Origin of the sequence: Salinicola sp. LHM (genome assembly GCF_034479735.1) — a bacterium.
In the GTDB taxonomy this organism is placed as follows: Bacteria; Pseudomonadota; Gammaproteobacteria; order Pseudomonadales; family Halomonadaceae; genus Salinicola; species Salinicola salarius.
Map to the genome: position 1 here is coordinate 353,832 of NZ_CP140261.1, position 14,138 is coordinate 367,969.

General features: G+C 59.6%; 17 protein-coding genes. 13 read left to right on the forward strand and 4 right to left on the reverse strand.

Annotated elements, in window-relative coordinates; genetic code table 11:
* The first annotated feature begins 5 nt into the window (after positions 1-5).
* Both R5R73_RS01760 and R5R73_RS01765 read left to right on the forward strand, forming a co-directional pair.
* Positions 6-485 (forward strand): DUF3158 family protein, encoded by a 480-nt coding sequence (locus tag R5R73_RS01760; protein ID WP_181950030.1) that lies wholly within the window; start codon positions 6-8, stop codon positions 483-485.
* A 6-nt stretch (positions 486-491) separates the two neighbouring features.
* Complete coding sequence (locus R5R73_RS01765; RefSeq protein ID WP_322528606.1) at positions 492-773, forward strand: hypothetical protein; 282 nt, start codon at positions 492-494, stop codon at positions 771-773.
* 23 nt (positions 774-796) lie between these two features.
* Here R5R73_RS01765 and R5R73_RS01770 read toward each other — a convergent pair whose 3' ends face one another.
* The 4 genes from R5R73_RS01770 to istA form a co-directional block, all read right to left on the reverse strand.
* On the reverse strand, positions 797-1,648 hold the full coding sequence (locus R5R73_RS01770; RefSeq protein ID WP_322528607.1) for an IS3 family transposase: 852 nt from the start codon (positions 1,646-1,648) through the stop codon (positions 797-799).
* Positions 1,612-1,923: a DUF1153 domain-containing protein gene (locus R5R73_RS01775; protein WP_035410216.1), complete on the reverse strand. Its 312-nt coding sequence runs from the start codon at positions 1,921-1,923 to the stop codon at positions 1,612-1,614. The genes R5R73_RS01770 and R5R73_RS01775 overlap by 37 nt, the downstream gene beginning before the upstream one ends.
* 202 nt (positions 1,924-2,125) lie before the next feature.
* Positions 2,126-2,899 carry an IS21-like element helper ATPase IstB gene (gene istB, locus R5R73_RS01780; protein ID WP_322527534.1) on the reverse strand — a complete coding sequence of 258 codons (774 nt, stop codon included), beginning with the start codon at positions 2,897-2,899 and terminating at the stop codon, positions 2,126-2,128.
* Positions 2,892-4,415, reverse strand: a complete 1,524-nt coding sequence (gene istA / locus R5R73_RS01785) for an IS21 family transposase (protein WP_416221188.1) — start codon at positions 4,413-4,415, stop codon at positions 2,892-2,894. Before istA ends, istB begins: the two co-directional genes overlap by 8 nt.
* Before the next feature lie 262 nt (positions 4,416-4,677).
* On the opposite strand from istA, the gene R5R73_RS01790 reads away from it, so the two are divergent.
* From R5R73_RS01790 to R5R73_RS01835, 11 genes are all read left to right on the forward strand, one after another.
* On the forward strand, positions 4,678-5,187 hold the full coding sequence (locus R5R73_RS01790) for a single-stranded DNA-binding protein (protein ID WP_322528608.1): 510 nt from the start codon (positions 4,678-4,680) through the stop codon (positions 5,185-5,187).
* Positions 5,188-5,278: 91 nt separating this feature from the next.
* Positions 5,279-5,851 (forward strand): PH domain-containing protein, encoded by a 573-nt coding sequence (locus tag R5R73_RS01795; protein WP_322528609.1) that lies wholly within the window; start codon positions 5,279-5,281, stop codon positions 5,849-5,851.
* 53 nt (positions 5,852-5,904) lie between these two features.
* Positions 5,905-6,477, forward strand: a complete 573-nt coding sequence (locus R5R73_RS01800) for a hypothetical protein (RefSeq protein ID WP_322528610.1) — start codon at positions 5,905-5,907, stop codon at positions 6,475-6,477.
* Between the two features lie 75 nt (positions 6,478-6,552).
* Positions 6,553-6,732, forward strand: coding sequence for a TraR/DksA C4-type zinc finger protein (locus R5R73_RS19250; protein WP_409359854.1), 180 nt, complete (start codon positions 6,553-6,555; stop codon positions 6,730-6,732).
* Between the two features lie 100 nt (positions 6,733-6,832).
* Positions 6,833-8,857: a DNA topoisomerase III gene (locus R5R73_RS01805; protein WP_322528611.1), complete on the forward strand. Its 2,025-nt coding sequence runs from the start codon at positions 6,833-6,835 to the stop codon at positions 8,855-8,857.
* Between the two features lie 870 nt (positions 8,858-9,727).
* Positions 9,728-10,282, forward strand: a complete 555-nt coding sequence (locus tag R5R73_RS01810; RefSeq protein WP_035415425.1) for an STY4534 family ICE replication protein — start codon at positions 9,728-9,730, stop codon at positions 10,280-10,282.
* 172 nt (positions 10,283-10,454) lie between these two features.
* Positions 10,455-11,219, forward strand: coding sequence for a hypothetical protein (locus tag R5R73_RS01815; protein WP_322528612.1), 765 nt, complete (start codon positions 10,455-10,457; stop codon positions 11,217-11,219).
* A gap of 147 nt (positions 11,220-11,366) precedes the next feature.
* Entirely contained in the window at positions 11,367-11,996 is a 630-nt protein-coding gene (locus R5R73_RS01820) for a PilL N-terminal domain-containing protein (RefSeq protein WP_322528613.1), read from the forward strand.
* Positions 11,989-12,738, forward strand: a complete 750-nt coding sequence (locus R5R73_RS01825) for a hypothetical protein (RefSeq protein ID WP_322528614.1) — start codon at positions 11,989-11,991, stop codon at positions 12,736-12,738. The genes R5R73_RS01820 and R5R73_RS01825 overlap by 8 nt, the downstream gene beginning before the upstream one ends.
* A gap of 10 nt (positions 12,739-12,748) precedes the next feature.
* The gene (locus R5R73_RS01830; protein ID WP_322528615.1) at positions 12,749-13,396 is read left to right on the forward strand and encodes a hypothetical protein; all 648 of its coding nucleotides are present in this window, start codon (positions 12,749-12,751) and stop codon (positions 13,394-13,396) included.
* Positions 13,393-14,124, forward strand: coding sequence for a TIGR03759 family integrating conjugative element protein (locus R5R73_RS01835; RefSeq protein ID WP_052046818.1), 732 nt, complete (start codon positions 13,393-13,395; stop codon positions 14,122-14,124). The genes R5R73_RS01830 and R5R73_RS01835 overlap by 4 nt, the downstream gene beginning before the upstream one ends.
* The last annotated feature ends 14 nt before the right edge of the window (positions 14,125-14,138 follow it).

Here is a 14,138-nt window from a genome sequence, read left to right on the forward strand (position 1 = left end):
TGACCATGAATTCGACTGCACTGGAACAGCGTCAAGACTTTGCACTGGATCAGTACGCAAAGGGCCTTTTAAAACCCTTTCTTAAGGGTAAAGGGGGAATCATCCGATTCAGGGATGAGCTCGAGGAAGAATGCCGGCGACTGTGGCAGGAAGCGGCCGACTTTGCCAACCAATACAACCGGACCGTGGTCCAGGCCGGTCTATGGCTAAAACCGCACAACAACAGTGGAGGCCGAGTTCGCGCAGTGCAGTGGCGAGACAAGGGTCAGACCCAGATGGGGCGACGTCTACTGGAAGCGGTTTTGCAGTATGGCGATGTCCCGCAGAGCTTGAAGCGGGAGCTCGTCGAGATCGAAACCAAGCGAACCATCTTCAATGCCAAAATCGCAGCGGTGACTCGCCAGGTGGATCGACTTAACAAAGTCATCAATGACCTGGATGAGATCGAAACGATGGAAAACTCACACCCTACAACAACGGGATGACTGGTCATGGATAAGCAACAGGAATTGATTCAGGAGGCCATCCGGGAGGCACGACGGGAAGAGCTTTGGGATCCGTATAACTATGCGGAACAGGTGGGTAATGTTTTTGTCGCCACGATCAAAACACTTATTGCTGCCATCGCACTTCTGGGCGGTTTGACGATGGGAGGCGCATTGATATCGATTTCAGTAGCTCCGATCAATCCATTGAGTGGCGTTACATATACCGAACTCCATTATCTCAGCCAGAGACTCGTCACGTTTCTAGGCTCCTGCACGCTCGTGTAATGACCCCCTGGTTTCTGCACACCCTACGCCGTTAATGCGGGGTGTGCTCGGGGTGCCACGTAGTCCAGAGACTGATGTGGCCGCTCTTCGTTGTAGTACCGGATCCAGCGATCGATCACGACCCTGGCTTGGCCCAGCGATTCGAAACGGTGAAGCCAGATGCACTCCTCCTTCAAGGACCGGAAGAAGCGCTCCACGAGCCCGTTCTGTTCCGGTGTATACGGCGTCGTGAACTCCTGCGTGAGGCCATAGGCCTTTACCGTGCCCGTGTAGTGGCGGCTGCTGAAAACGAGCCCGTTATCGGAGCGAAGGGCCAGCGGTTGCTGAACGCGTCCCAGCGCCCCCAGCCGATAAATCAGTGCTTCCTCCAAGGCGGCCTCCGCTGTCTTGCTGCTACCATTGTCCGATAATCGCCAACCGAGGATCTCACGCGTGCAACAGTCGATGATGACCGCCAGGCTGGCCCGCCGATCCTTACCGCACCACACGTGAGTGAGATCCGTGGCCCAGCGCTCATCGGGCCGTGAGGTAATCGACGGCAAGCGTCTGGCGCGAGGTCGGAAGCCCTTCGGTCGCTTGCGCACCTGCCAGCCTTTGAGCTGCAGGATGCGCTGGACCGGCTTGCGGTTCTCACCCAGCACGCACGCCAGCCGACGATAGCCGTAGCGGGGGAAGCGTTCCAGCGTCAGCTTCACACGGGCCGTCAGGTCCGTATTCACGACACGAGGCCGGGCCTTTGGCCGGTAATACAGACTTCGCCGTGGGAAGCCCAACCAGCGGCAAAGTTTGGCCAGTGATACCACCCGGCCTTCCTGGGCCATTTCCGCCTGCAGCGACCTTACGAGTTCTCGTCCTCGTCGAGCAGGCGACGCCACTTTTTTAGTGCATAGATCTGCAAGTGGGCCTCGCCTAGTGCCTCCTTGGTTTCCCGCAAGTCAGACTCATATTGCTCGCGGATATCCTTGGGGCGGGCCTTGAACCCGTTCTCCATGTTGCGCTGGGCTTCATCGATCCAGCCTTCGACCTCGGAGACGGTGAGGTCATGCTGTCGCGCGACCTCAGCGACCGTGGTCTTGCCCTTGAAGATATCCATGACCACGGACGCTTTGCGCTTCGCGGTCCATCGTTTGATGGGGGTGTCGTCGCTCATCCTGTCCTCCTGATGACTGCACTATAGCCTGTGCAGCTCTGGAGGGGGTCACTTCACTCGTTTGGTGTGCGATGCGTAACGTTGGCGGGTACTGCAACGTTTTCCGCCGGGAAATTCAGTGGCGAATTGACTATTATGCGACGTCAACTACTTTGGCCGCTTGGCGACAATTAAAATGGCCGGTTGGGTGGGGTAGTTGTCGTCAGTCCGACGACCCAGCTTTTCCTCCTTGTAATTGTCGTTGATAAGCACGCTTACGGTAGCTCTCCCCGCTCAGCTCCATCAGCGTGGCGTGGTGCACCAACCGGTCGATGGCGGCCACGGCCATCATGCTGTCGGGGAAGATACTGTCCCAGGCGCTGAACGGCTGGTTGGCGGTGATGATCAGGCTGGCCGACTCGTAGCGATGGGCGATCAGCTCGAACAGCACTGACGTCTCGGCCTCGCTGCGTTGGACGTAGCCGATATCGTCGATCACCAGCACGGCGTACTTGTCGAGCTTGATCAGGGCGTCGCTCAGGCGCAGTGCCTGCTTGGCAGCCTGGAGCTCCTGGACCAGGCTTGAGGCGGTGGCGTAGCGCACCCGGTAACCCTGGTCGACCAGCGTATGCCCGAGCCCGGCCGCCACGTGGCTCTTGCCGACGCCGGAGGGCCCAAACAGCAGCAGGTTGTGAGCCTGGTCGACCCACTGCGTGTCGCCGGCCAAGGCGCTCAGTTGCTGGCGCTGCTCGGCCGCGATGGCGTCGAACTCGAAGGACTCCAGCGTCTTGCCCACCGGCAGCCGGGCCTCCTTGAGGTGCCGGGCCAGCCGGCGTCGCTCACGCTCGGCCAGCTCGTGCTCGCATAGGGCGGCCAGTGTTTGTGGCAGGCTCCAGTTTTCGGCTCGGGCGCGGGTTTCCAGCTGGGGCCAGCAGGCGGCCATGGTGGGCAGGCGGAGCTGTCGCAGTAGCAGCGGCAGCGTCTGGGCATCAGGCATGGCAGCACACCTCTGTGGTCGGCACGCTGGGCACCAGATGGTTGTAGCTGGCGATGTCATGCTGAGTCACCTGGGGGAAAACCAGCGTGGCGCTCGGCGTGGCGGCGAAGCGGGCCTGGAGCTCGGCCAGCGTCGGGCTCTTCCCGCGCGCCAGGGCGCCCAGCCAGTAACTGGCGATCGCCTCGGCCTGGTCCTGCTCGGCGGCCAACGCCAGAGCGCCAACGATGCGCTTGCAGGCCTCGGCGACCGGCAAGGCGGCGGTCAGCCGGGCGTACAGCTCGCGCCACTCCGCACTCGGCAACAGGTCGTCGCGGAACGTCAGCCCCGCCAGCGCCCGGGGCTTGCGGACCAGCCAGCCGATCACATGGCGGTAATCGATGACCCGCAACCGGCCGCTTTCCGGCGTGGCATGCAGCCGCCTCAGCGTCAGCAATGCTTGCTGTGCGTGATGCAGCACCAAGCGATCATCGTAAAGGTGCACCCGCAGGTTCTCGCCGATCAGCCGGGACGGCACCGAGTAGAGCACCTTGCGCACCTGGATGGTGCTGGAGGTAGTGACGCGCACCGTCACCTCGCTGTAGTCGGTACCGGGCCGGCTGGGCAGTGGCTGCAGCGCGCCACGCTCGACGGTGATCCGGGCCGCGTTGCGGCGGTTGATCGCGGTGGTCACCTCATCGAGGAAGGCCTGGTAGTCATCGAGGCTAGCGAAGTCCTGGGAGCCGCGCAGCGTCAGGCGCTGTTGCAGGCGCCGCTTGAAGTGGCCATGTGGCGACTCGATGCTGGCGTTTTCATGGCCGCGCCCTGGGTTATTACGGGTGGCCGTCATGCCGTAGTGAGCGCACAGGGCAGCATAACGCTCGGTGAGGTCGGCTTCCGCCTCCCGGCCGAGGTTGCGGAAGGCCGCCGACAAGCTGTCGGTGCGGTGCTCCGCGGGGACACCGCCAAGCCGCTCCAGCGCACGGGTCAGGCCTTCAGCCAGCGCCGGGTAGCTCTCGCCACCGAGCACCACCCGGACATAACACCAGCCGCTGTAGGCCAGGCGGAAGTGGTAGAGCCGGTGATCAAGCAGCTCCCCTGCCACGGTAATGACAATCCCCTTGAGCTCGGTGAAGTCGGAGAGGCCGCGCAGCCCGGGGCCATGGGTTTGCGGGAACATTACCTCTTTCTCCGGGCCGTGCGCGGCTCGCCAGCCCTTGACCCGGCGCTGCAGGGTTCGCAGCAGGCTGTCCGGGTACTGGCCGGGGTGCTGCTCCTGCAACCACTCCAGCAGGGTCAGTGCCTGCAAGCCCGGGGCGGCGGCCAGCTGGGGGACGAGCGTGGTCTCCCACACATCGGCGAAGGGGTCGGGCCGGGTTCGCCAGTGCCGTGATGCCGGCGGCTCGGAGGACTCGGCCCGGCGTTCGAGGCGGCGAGCGGTTCTGACGGAGAGGCCGGCCTTGGCGGCGGCGACCTCCTGGGTCTGGCCTTGTTGACGTTGCGACATATAGAGCGTGACCTGTTGGCTGGTGACCGCCATACCGGCTCCCTGGTGGGTCGGGACAAGCGGTCAAGCTTAGGGCAACCGGTCACAGTAGTTGTCGTCGGCCGGCCAGAGTAATTGTCGCTCTATAGACTATATCAATTCGGCAGGAGCGACACGCGATGCGAGGAAAGCCCGGGACAATGCAGACGAGGCAACAGAATGAATGTCCTGATAGCGCCTTAACATTCTTGGCGGACAGTCCCGATTCCCGTCATGGACAGTGCTCATACATTCACTGATCGCAGGAGCTTTTGAGATGAGCACGCATTTTATGGGCGAGGGGAACATCGGAACTGATCCTGAGTACAAATTGCTCCCTGCCAACGGCAATCAGCCACCACGTGGCGTGATGCGCTTGAACGTCCGCTTCGACAATCCCGTGCCCACGGATACAGGCAATGTCAATCGCGGCGGATTCTGGGCCAATGTGGAAATCTGGCACCGCGACGTCGAGAACTGGGCGACTCGCCTCTATCAGAAGGGGATGCGCGTCATGGTGTCAGGTCGCATGGTGCTCGATGAGTGGAAGGATCGGGAAACGGGAGAAGACCGCTCTCAGTTCAAGGTGCAAGCCGTTCGCATCGGCATCCTGCCCTTCCGAATCTCACAGGTCGTTCTTGAGCCCGCCAATAACCCGCCGCAACAGCCTGCTCAACAGCAACAGCCTTCGCCGGCGCATAACCAGAATGGAGCCTATTCCAAGGCTGCCGGTCCAGACGGCGAATGGGAAAACCCGGTGGGCCAAGGGGTGACACCTGACCAGTAATCATAACCCCCTGTAGGCGCTCTGTTTGCAGGGGGATCTCTGAACCTACTCAGGTATCGACGTAGAGGTATGACCCATGGACCCTAGTCTGATGGATTCCAATGAAGTCCGGCCTGCACCAGGGAAAGATTCACCGAACAACCAGCAGGAAGAGCATGTCGCAGTATTCAAGCCTTCAGCCAAAGCAGCGATACCTACGGCATTAGGCTGGGTTCTACTGGCAATCGCGTTTTCGGCATCATTGGTTTTTGCAATGATCCAGCGGCCGGACCTGGTCTACTTGCCTGGAACACGCTTGGCACTGCTCTTGGGGCTCATCTGGGCCGTGTGCTTGATACCGCTGTTATACAAGTTGTTGGTCCTGAAAACGATGACCTACTCCCTTTCGACTCAGCGTCTGGAATATACCCGGGGTATTCTACATCGCCGTCGAGATCAGCTAGAGTTGGTACGGATTCGAGATATCACCTCGAATCGAACGCTGATGGACCGGCTGTTAGGCATTGGCACCGTTATCTTGGATACCGTCGACCGTTCTCATCCCGAATTCAGAATCCAAGCCCAACCGAACGTGTATGAGCTCAGCGATTGGCTGCACAAGTTGAATGCTGCAGAGCGTCAGCGACTTGGGTATCGGGAGTACGAAGGAACGCAGGGGCTCTGAATCAGTTGTCCCTAGTTGGTCGACTGAATGCCTGATTCAATAAGGATGTGGAAATGAAACGTGTATTGATGACTGCAGGACTACTGGCACTGACAGGGTGCGCCGCTCAGGACCATTACTACTCTCAGGGCGTGTGTGTGACATGCATCAACAACCCGATCACCGGCGAGCCAGTGAACTACGACCCCAGTGAAACGCCACAACGGGTGGCGACCAATGCGCAAGGCGGGACCGTCGATGTCAGCAATCTGGGTAGTCAGCGAGGATCTGTCGATATTGAGTCTCCTGTCGACGTGGATACCGCCTATGCTCGCATCAAGTCGTCTATGGGGTTCCGATCGCCGAACGATTTTGAGAGCCCCGAGAGTACGACAGCGAAAATGCAGATGGGTGATGCCGCCTGGAAGCATGACCGCACTCCGGGTGCCTACTACAACCTCGGGGACTACGGTCGCCAGACGGTCGGTGGCACGCGCTACTCCATCCTGCAGCGCGTTCAAATCGAGAAGAGTGGCGCCGGTTCGCGGATCCATTACAGTTGGGCACCGGCGGACAAGCGGATTCCCTACGATGGGGCCGCGATGGAAGATGCACTGACGCAACGCCTGAATGCCGCCTTGCAGTAAGCGTTGTGTATCTACCTGACGTGAGGGATATCTATGGCTGATGAGGCTGATTTTGCAGCAGAAATCACAGACCTAATGGTCAGCGAGCGAGTCGGCGGTGTTTTGAATAGCGTCAGTACTGTCGCTGATAACACCCACTGTGAAGAGTGCGGAGATGCAATCCCTGCGGCACGCCGGATAGCCGCACCATGGGCGACAGTGTGTGTACCGTGCAAGGAAGCTCAGGAAAGAGCCTCGACGCACTATCGTCGGTAAGGGTTGCAGGAAACCTGATTCGCCTGATTAACCTTCCTGACTGACGTTCCCCTTCTCACGGGGCATCGTATTCCTCAAATGACGTCCACGAGGATACCCCATGCCCCGCCTCTTTCTCTGCGAAAAACCTAACCAGGCGCGTGACATCGGCAAGGTGTTGGGTGCCACGCGCCGTGGAAACGGGTGCCTTCATGGTGACGACGTCACTGTCACGTGGGCAGTCGGCCACCTGCTCGAACAAGCGCCTCCTGATGCCTATGACCCAGCCCTCAAGCGCTGGTCATTGGACTCGCTGCCGATCCGACCGGCGCAGTGGAAGAACATCGTGCGCAAAGATGCAGCCAAACAGTTCAAGGTCATCCAGGGCTTGCTGAAACAGTGCAGTGAGGTGGTGGTGGCCACGGATGCCGATCGCGAAGGTGAAGTGATTGGGCGTGAGATCCTCGATGCTTGTCATTACCGTGGGCAAGTATCCCGGCTCTGGCTATCGGCGTTGGATGAAACGTCGATTCGCAAGGGGCTGGCTAGCATCCGCCCCGGAGAATCGACGGTCTCACTGTACCAGGCGGGGTTGGGGCGTTCGCGTGCTGACTGGTTGGTGGGCATGAACCTGACGCGAGCGTTCACGGTGCTGGCTCAGCAGCAAGGCTTCGATGGCGTGTTGTCGGTGGGCCGTGTACAGACACCAGTATTGGGGATCGTCGTCCGGCGTGACCAGGAGATCGCCAATTTCGTCCCCAAGCCCTTCTGGGAGGTACTGGCCAATCTGCAGGCCCATGGTGGTGCCTTCCAGGCAAAGTGGGTGCCGAGCAACGAGTCCTGGCTCGATGAACAGGGGCGATGCGTTAATCGTGAGGCCGCGCAGGCGGTGGCCGCTCGCGGACAGGGCGAACAAGCGAGCGTGGTATCGGTCGAGACCAAGCGCAAGCGCGAAAGCGCACCGTTGGTGATGGACCTGGGCACGCTGCAGCAGGAATGCTCGCGGCGATTCGGCTTCGGGGCACAGCAGGTGCTCGACATCGCGCAGTCGCTCTACGAGACCCATAAAGCGACGTCTTATCCGCGCACCGACTGCCGCTACCTGCCGACATCGATGCTGTCCGAAGTCGAGGTCGTCGTGAAGGCGCTCCTGCATTCGGATGCCTCGCTCTCACCGATCATCGAGCGTCTGGATGTGAATCTCCAGAGCCGCGTGTGGAACGACGGCCAGATCACGGCTCACCACGGCATCATTCCCACCACCACCCCCTGTGACATCTCGCGGATGAACGAAGCCGAGTGGCAGGTCTATGACCTCATTCGGCGTCACTACCTCGCCCAGTTTTTGCCCGCGCATGAGTATGACCAGACTGATGTCCAGTTGGACTTGGCCGGCGAGTGTTTTGTGACCTCGGGCCGGCAGGTCTGCGTCGAGGGGTGGAAAGCGCTGTTTCCCCGAGGGAAGGGCAAAGGGCAGGACGACAGTGATACAGATGACGACGAATCGACTGGAGCGCAGGCGCTCCCGCCTCTGCGTCAGGGAGAGAGCTGTTCTGTGCAGGCGCTCCAGGTCAAGGATCGTCAGACACAACCCCCGAAGCCGTTCTCGGAAGGGTCGCTGATCTCGGCAATGAAGAACGCCGCCCGTTTCGTGACCGATGAACGCTTGAAGGCCCGGTTACGCGAGAGCGCGGGCATTGGTACTGAAGCGACACGCTCCGGGATCATCGAGACGCTGCTGGCCCGAGGGTTCCTCCGCAAGAAGGGACGCACGATTGTGTCCACGCCCCTGGGACAGGCATTGATCGCGGCGCTCCCACCGCAAATCAGTAACCCCGGTATGACAGCGCTTTGGGAACAGGCCCTGGACCAGGTCGCCGAAGGTTCCTTGTCGCTGGATGACTTCATGCAGCGTCAGAACGCCCTGATCGACAAGCTGATCGGCTTGGCGCTCCAGCAACCCCGTTTGAATCTCCCGGAAATGCCGAGCGAGAGCTGTCCGCTGTGTCAGGCGAAGATGCGCAAGAGGAACGGTGAGGATGGGCCATTTTGGGGTTGCACACAGTATCCCGAGTGTAAGGGCACAAAGCCGATCGGCAAGAAGAAGCGGAAATCGGGCAGCCGAAAATCAACGTCCAGGAAGTGAGCCAGCGGCAAGGCACCATGAGTTGGTGATGTGACAGGCGCCTTCCTTGCCATCAGGGCAACACTACTTGATAATTGAAACCCTACCCCGTTGCCAACTGACGGTCATCAGTTGGTCCCTTTGGACTCTCCATGAGTCCGATCCCAAAGCGCGAACACCTGGCGAAAGCGCGCACCCACCGCAAAGACTCTTTGCACTACATTGGCATGTATCGGGTTCCAGGTTCCTTATGTTTCAGGTCGACCGGTCGTCGACCATCTCCTTCAGTCAAGTTGGACCGGCCAGCAAGACGCCCACCACAGGGTATCTTGCTGGCCGGTTGGACTGTGCTTCACGATGGCGGTGCCGGTCGCCTGACCCTCCGGCTCCCTTTGTGCGGGGATCCGCGCACAAACGTACCTGTCCAACGCCATGAATCGGGACGGGATGCACAGGCAGATTCGATCGCATGGCGACGAGGGGCATGACGGTCGATGGTCGGCATAATGGCAGTCTTCACACGCTACCCATACCGGTTTCCGGTAGCTGATTCGACTTGCGGTATTGGTCCTCAATCCAAAGTCGAGGCAGCGAGGCAGAGCCTCGCAGCCCCGGCTTGAGATTGATGATCAGGATTCAGGGTTGACGTTCTACGCGAGTGGCGCAATCCTACAGGTGTCAGACGTTGGCTGTTGACGGTAATAACAGCGCCCTTTGCCCTCCGGGGCACCTCCCAAAGCCGTAACGCATCCCGAGAGACGGCACCCTGACGGGTTGGATGCAGATTTCAAATTCTCGGCAATTTGCCGAACCACCCATCCGGGGAAATGCTTCCCCGATGGGGATGGTGTTTCTCCCGGATTCGTATGTCTCAACTCCAGGAGAATCACCATGACGACTTCCACCGATAAGCAATTCTTCGATCTGCACATCACCGGCGTCGGCTATCTCAACCGTGTTCGTGAAGTGTCGCTGAAACGCGGAACCCCTTTCTGGGCCTGCGATATAGCGGCGCTCAACGGTCCTAGCGATGACGTTGGCTACACCCGTTTCGACTGCCGCGTCAGCGGTCGTGAAGCGGAGAGGCTGGTCAAGAAATGTGAACAAGCGGTCAACATGAAGAAGAAGGTGTTGATCGGTTTCCGACTCGGCGATCTGTGGACTGATACGTTCACCTATTCCAAAGGTGATCGTGCCGGCCAAACAGGCGTCAGCTTGAAAGCCCGTCTGCTGTACATAAGCTGGATCAAGGTCGATGGCGAAATGGTCTATCAGGCCCCTCGCCGCGACAGTGATCAGGCCCAGCCTGTTGAGTCCCAGGACCAGCAGTCCGAGGCCGCTCAGGCCTCCGGTAATGCCCCCGAGGCATCACCGGTCCCGAGCAGCTACGCTGCCGTTCATTCAGGTGAGGCCGCTGGATCCTTCGATTCGCCAGCCACGCACTGAAACTCTGCACTTCCAGCCATCCATTCAGCCGGGGACATGATTCCCGGTTGGATGGAGGTTGATGTCAGTACCACCTCTAATTCTCAAGCCGTGAATTAGCCATTTCTCTCCCTCCCGGGGCCATTCCCCGGTGGGATGGCTCCATCTCAACGAAACGCATTGGAGCGATCCCATGAGTGATTATCTGAACCATCAGCTTGCTTCCGAAGATATTGATGTCATTCTGGCAGCCTTGAGGCTGCTGCAGCGTACGATCGATCTGGACATACCGGATGCGATTCAGACGATCGGTGGTGAGAGCCTGAAGACCGTCGACATCAATGATCTGTGTGAGCGACTGAACCTGGACGGGCAGCCCAGTGATCAGGATGCGCGGGATGTTCTCATCAAGCGCTTTCGCGCAGAACTCTCTCGGCCCGAGTGGAACTCGGATACGGCTGCCAATCTGGCCACGGCCCTTGCCGATGCCGGTTGGCCCATTTTCCATCCTGGCCATGAAGGCTGGTTTCTCGACGTCGTCGATGGGGCATATTCCGTGATGGCCAAACCGGATGGCCCTTTCAGGTCCAATGCCGAGGTCATGTCCGCCATTGCCAGGCAGTTTGCTGCCGGTAGTCGTTGGCATGGGCAGGTGCTGGATACGATCGGCATGACGGCTTGTGGCCACGGACAGCCCATGCTGAGAGTTGTCGGCTTTGGTCTCAATGCTCAGGATGTTGTGGTGGCCAATGACTTGATGCCAGAGCGCAGCCTAGAAATTGGTCGTCGCCCTGAATTTGGTGTCTGGTCAATTTGCCGACGAAATCCGCAAAGCTTCGAGGCCGAGTGGGTTGCCGATCGGAGCGACTGTCGCAGTGCTCTCCAGTATTGCGCTGACCGCTTGGGTGCCGACATCAACGACGAGATAGTCGAGTCCTTCCTTACATACTTTCGATGATTCACACAAACGCCCTTCGGGGCGTTTTGTATTTCTGGGTTGCTGTGTCAAGAAACCCGATCCTGCCTGTTTAACATTCCCCGTCGACCCGTTCCCCCCATGGCGGCACCGTAAGCCTGATTCTGATCAGAACATTACGAGGCCAACATGATGCATGCCTTCCCACGTTTCCTGTCCTGTGGTGTTGCGATGGTGCTGCTGGCCGGCTGTGCCCACCAACCTCCGGTCAACACGGGCACCACATCGAAAGTGGATGCCGCCAGTGCTCTGCAGATCTCCCCACTGGATGAGCCCGAGGTCATCACCACGGAACACCAGGTGGTCACCGGTCCCAATCCCCCGCATCGCGGCATCGTGGAACCCGATGTCTATGACCAGGAGTTGATCCCCGTCGAAGTGCTTCGCACGGGACGATATCAGCTGGTCACCATGCAGGCCCCGATGGGACAGCGTCATCTGCTAGAGCAAATCGTCAACGTACACATTCCGCCGAGCATTTCCACCACGGTGGGGGACGGCATTCGTTACACCCTCAAGAACACTGGATACACCCTATGCCCCGCGACTCGGGATCATCAGAAGTGGCTCTACAGTCGTCAACTGCCCGCTGCCCATTACCATCTGGGGCCCATGACGCTTCGTGAAGCTCTGCAGGTACTCGCCGGCGATGCTTGGGAGCTCGAAGAAGATCCCGTGCGCCGTCAGGTCTGTTATGAGCAGCGAGACCTCCGCACTGTGGAAACTACGACCGTTGTGCCGGAGCGAAGCCATGAGTGATCAGACTGACAAGCTGTCCATGGATTCAGTGCCCAACAAGCCCGCCGGGCATCCGCTTCGACGCTTGTTGATCGTGGCTGTCCCATTAGCAGTGTTTGTCACGCTTCTGTTTGTTGTCCTCTTTGTACTGGGGAACAACTCGGAAGAACCGCCGGCATCTGCTGCGCCGGCTCAGCCGGATCAACCGGAAGCCATCACGCTACTTCAAGGATCCGTGCAGGACCTGGAGCAGCGACTGGGCTCGTTGAGTGATCTGAATGCTCGTGTGGCCTCCATGGAGCAGCGCCTGAGTGAGGTCAATGCGCAACTCGACCAGCAGTCGGGTGCGATAGATGTAGAGAACATGAGCCATCGTATGGAAGCACTGGAAGGCTTCCTCGAGGAGGCAAGACGCCAAATCGACATGCAGCTGACGGCACTGGAAGAAGTGGTGTCGAATCGCCTCGCCGAGGCGTCTGTCGCGTCTCAGCAAGCCGAAGAACCTGAGCCATCCCCCTCACCTGCCAAGCCACGTACGGCAAGCCGTCCTGCCATCCCCCGTCTTCCTCTCCACATTTCCGGCGTCGAGTACCGAGGTGGCCGTCCCTACTTGAGTGTCGCCACCGGCCCAGTGAATGACCTCGACCAGGTGAGATTGCTGGGAGAACGCGAATCCGTGGGGGAGTGGCAGCTGGTCACCATCAATGCCTCAACGGCGGTATTTCGTTATCGCGGGCAGAACGTCACGGTCAATCTGCCGTAGGAGCTGAATGATGAATCTGGCAATTCGCATGACCCCTTTCGAGCGTAGCGGCATCCGACTCAACGCCATTGCCACGATAGCGGCCCTGGTGATGTTCACCTTGAGCTCGGCGCAGGCCACTGTCCCACCAGGGACGGACATTGTTCCTCCGGATGAACTCACCGACCAGCTGGAAGACGCGTCTGGCGCGTCAGCACCCGTGACAGAACTCCAAGACGACGTCAGCGACCTGGATCAACGCGTCACTGAGCTCGCGCCTACGGATCGCAAGCTCGAGGAGCTTTCCACGCGTCTTTCAGACACGACGGTTCGCCTGGAAGAGAAGCGCCAAGCGCAACAGGCATTGGCCGATCAGCTTGATGCGCTCGAGGGATCGGTCAAAGCGCTGGTCGCCATGACCGAAGAACGCATCGCGGATATGTCCCAACGTCTGGCTCCCGAAAGCACTGATGATGAATCGCCAGAGAAGGAAGCGCGTAAAACTCCCGAGGGTTCTGAAGACAAACCCGGGGAGGTATCAGGTTCTTCCAGCGGCGATGGCAATGCGAACACCGATCAGAAGGCTGCCGCAGAAGGAACCCATTCACAGCCCGAATCAGCTTCGTCTGAAGCGGTGGCTGAGAAATCCGCCGACGACAAAGAGGAGGCCAGTTCATGACTCGCAATGCGCTATGCGTGATGGCAGCGGCGATACTGCCCTACCTGGCACTCCCTGCATGGGGGCAATCGCTCCAGGATGCTGAAGAGACCCAGCAGCGTGACTCGACAGTTTCTGAAACCGTCATTGAACGGAGCCAACAGCGAGCTGCTGATGCCTGGGGACTGGATCAGCAGGAGTACCAACGCTACAAGACGATCATGGAAGGACCTCGTGGCACCTGGTCCCCCGATCTGGACCCCTTGACGGCACTGGGGCTGGAGGCTCGCTCGGACGCCGAACGTCAGAAGTACGCCGAACTGTTGGTAGAGACCGAGCGCAAACGTGTCGAGGCTGAGCTGGCGTTCCAACGTGCTTATGACGACGCCTGGCAGCGTCTCTACCCTGGCGACATGCCGGTCAACTCCTTCACCTCCAAAGGCGGCATCGATGCCACTCAGTCGGTATTTGGTGATGCGACGGCATCGTCATCCGCTCGCTTGAATGTGGTCGTGGCCACCCAGGCCTGTGGTCAGTGCGATGCCACGGTAAAGCGTCTGTTGAGCAATGGTGCAGCCATGGACATCTGGATTGTCGATTCCGAGGGGGATGACGAGCGCATTCGCCGTTGGGCGGCCAAAGTGGGGATCCCCCCCGACCAGGTGCGTAACGGAAGCATCACCCTCAATCATGGTGGTTCGTACAATATCGACAGCGCTGAGTTGCCGCGTGTCGCGCCGAGGGGGTGAACAATGCGACGTGT

Coding starts and splice junctions, on each gene's coding strand:
- R5R73_RS01760 (WP_181950030.1), top strand. CDS start 6: ATGAATTCGACTGCACTGGAACAGCGTCAAGACTTTGCACTGGATCAG.
- R5R73_RS01765 (WP_322528606.1), top strand. CDS start 492: ATGGATAAGCAACAGGAATTGATTCAGGAGGCCATCCGGGAGGCACGA.
- R5R73_RS01775 (WP_035410216.1), bottom strand. CDS start 1,923: ATGAGCGACGACACCCCCATCAAACGATGGACCGCGAAGCGCAAAGCG.
- istB (WP_322527534.1), bottom strand. CDS start 2,899: ATGCCTGATGCCCAGACGCTGCCGCTGCTACTGCGACAGCTCCGCCTG.
- istA (WP_416221188.1), bottom strand. CDS start 4,415: ATGGCGGTCACCAGCCAACAGGTCACGCTCTATATGTCGCAACGTCAA.
- R5R73_RS01790 (WP_322528608.1), top strand. CDS start 4,678: ATGAGCACGCATTTTATGGGCGAGGGGAACATCGGAACTGATCCTGAG.
- R5R73_RS01795 (WP_322528609.1), top strand. CDS start 5,279: ATGGATTCCAATGAAGTCCGGCCTGCACCAGGGAAAGATTCACCGAAC.
- R5R73_RS01800 (WP_322528610.1), top strand. CDS start 5,905: ATGAAACGTGTATTGATGACTGCAGGACTACTGGCACTGACAGGGTGC.
- R5R73_RS19250 (WP_409359854.1), top strand. CDS start 6,553: ATGGTCAGCGAGCGAGTCGGCGGTGTTTTGAATAGCGTCAGTACTGTC.
- R5R73_RS01805 (WP_322528611.1), top strand. CDS start 6,833: ATGCCCCGCCTCTTTCTCTGCGAAAAACCTAACCAGGCGCGTGACATC.
- R5R73_RS01810 (WP_035415425.1), top strand. CDS start 9,728: ATGACGACTTCCACCGATAAGCAATTCTTCGATCTGCACATCACCGGC.
- R5R73_RS01815 (WP_322528612.1), top strand. CDS start 10,455: ATGAGTGATTATCTGAACCATCAGCTTGCTTCCGAAGATATTGATGTC.
- R5R73_RS01820 (WP_322528613.1), top strand. CDS start 11,367: ATGATGCATGCCTTCCCACGTTTCCTGTCCTGTGGTGTTGCGATGGTG.
- R5R73_RS01825 (WP_322528614.1), top strand. CDS start 11,989: ATGAGTGATCAGACTGACAAGCTGTCCATGGATTCAGTGCCCAACAAG.
- R5R73_RS01830 (WP_322528615.1), top strand. CDS start 12,749: ATGAATCTGGCAATTCGCATGACCCCTTTCGAGCGTAGCGGCATCCGA.
- R5R73_RS01835 (WP_052046818.1), top strand. CDS start 13,393: ATGACTCGCAATGCGCTATGCGTGATGGCAGCGGCGATACTGCCCTAC.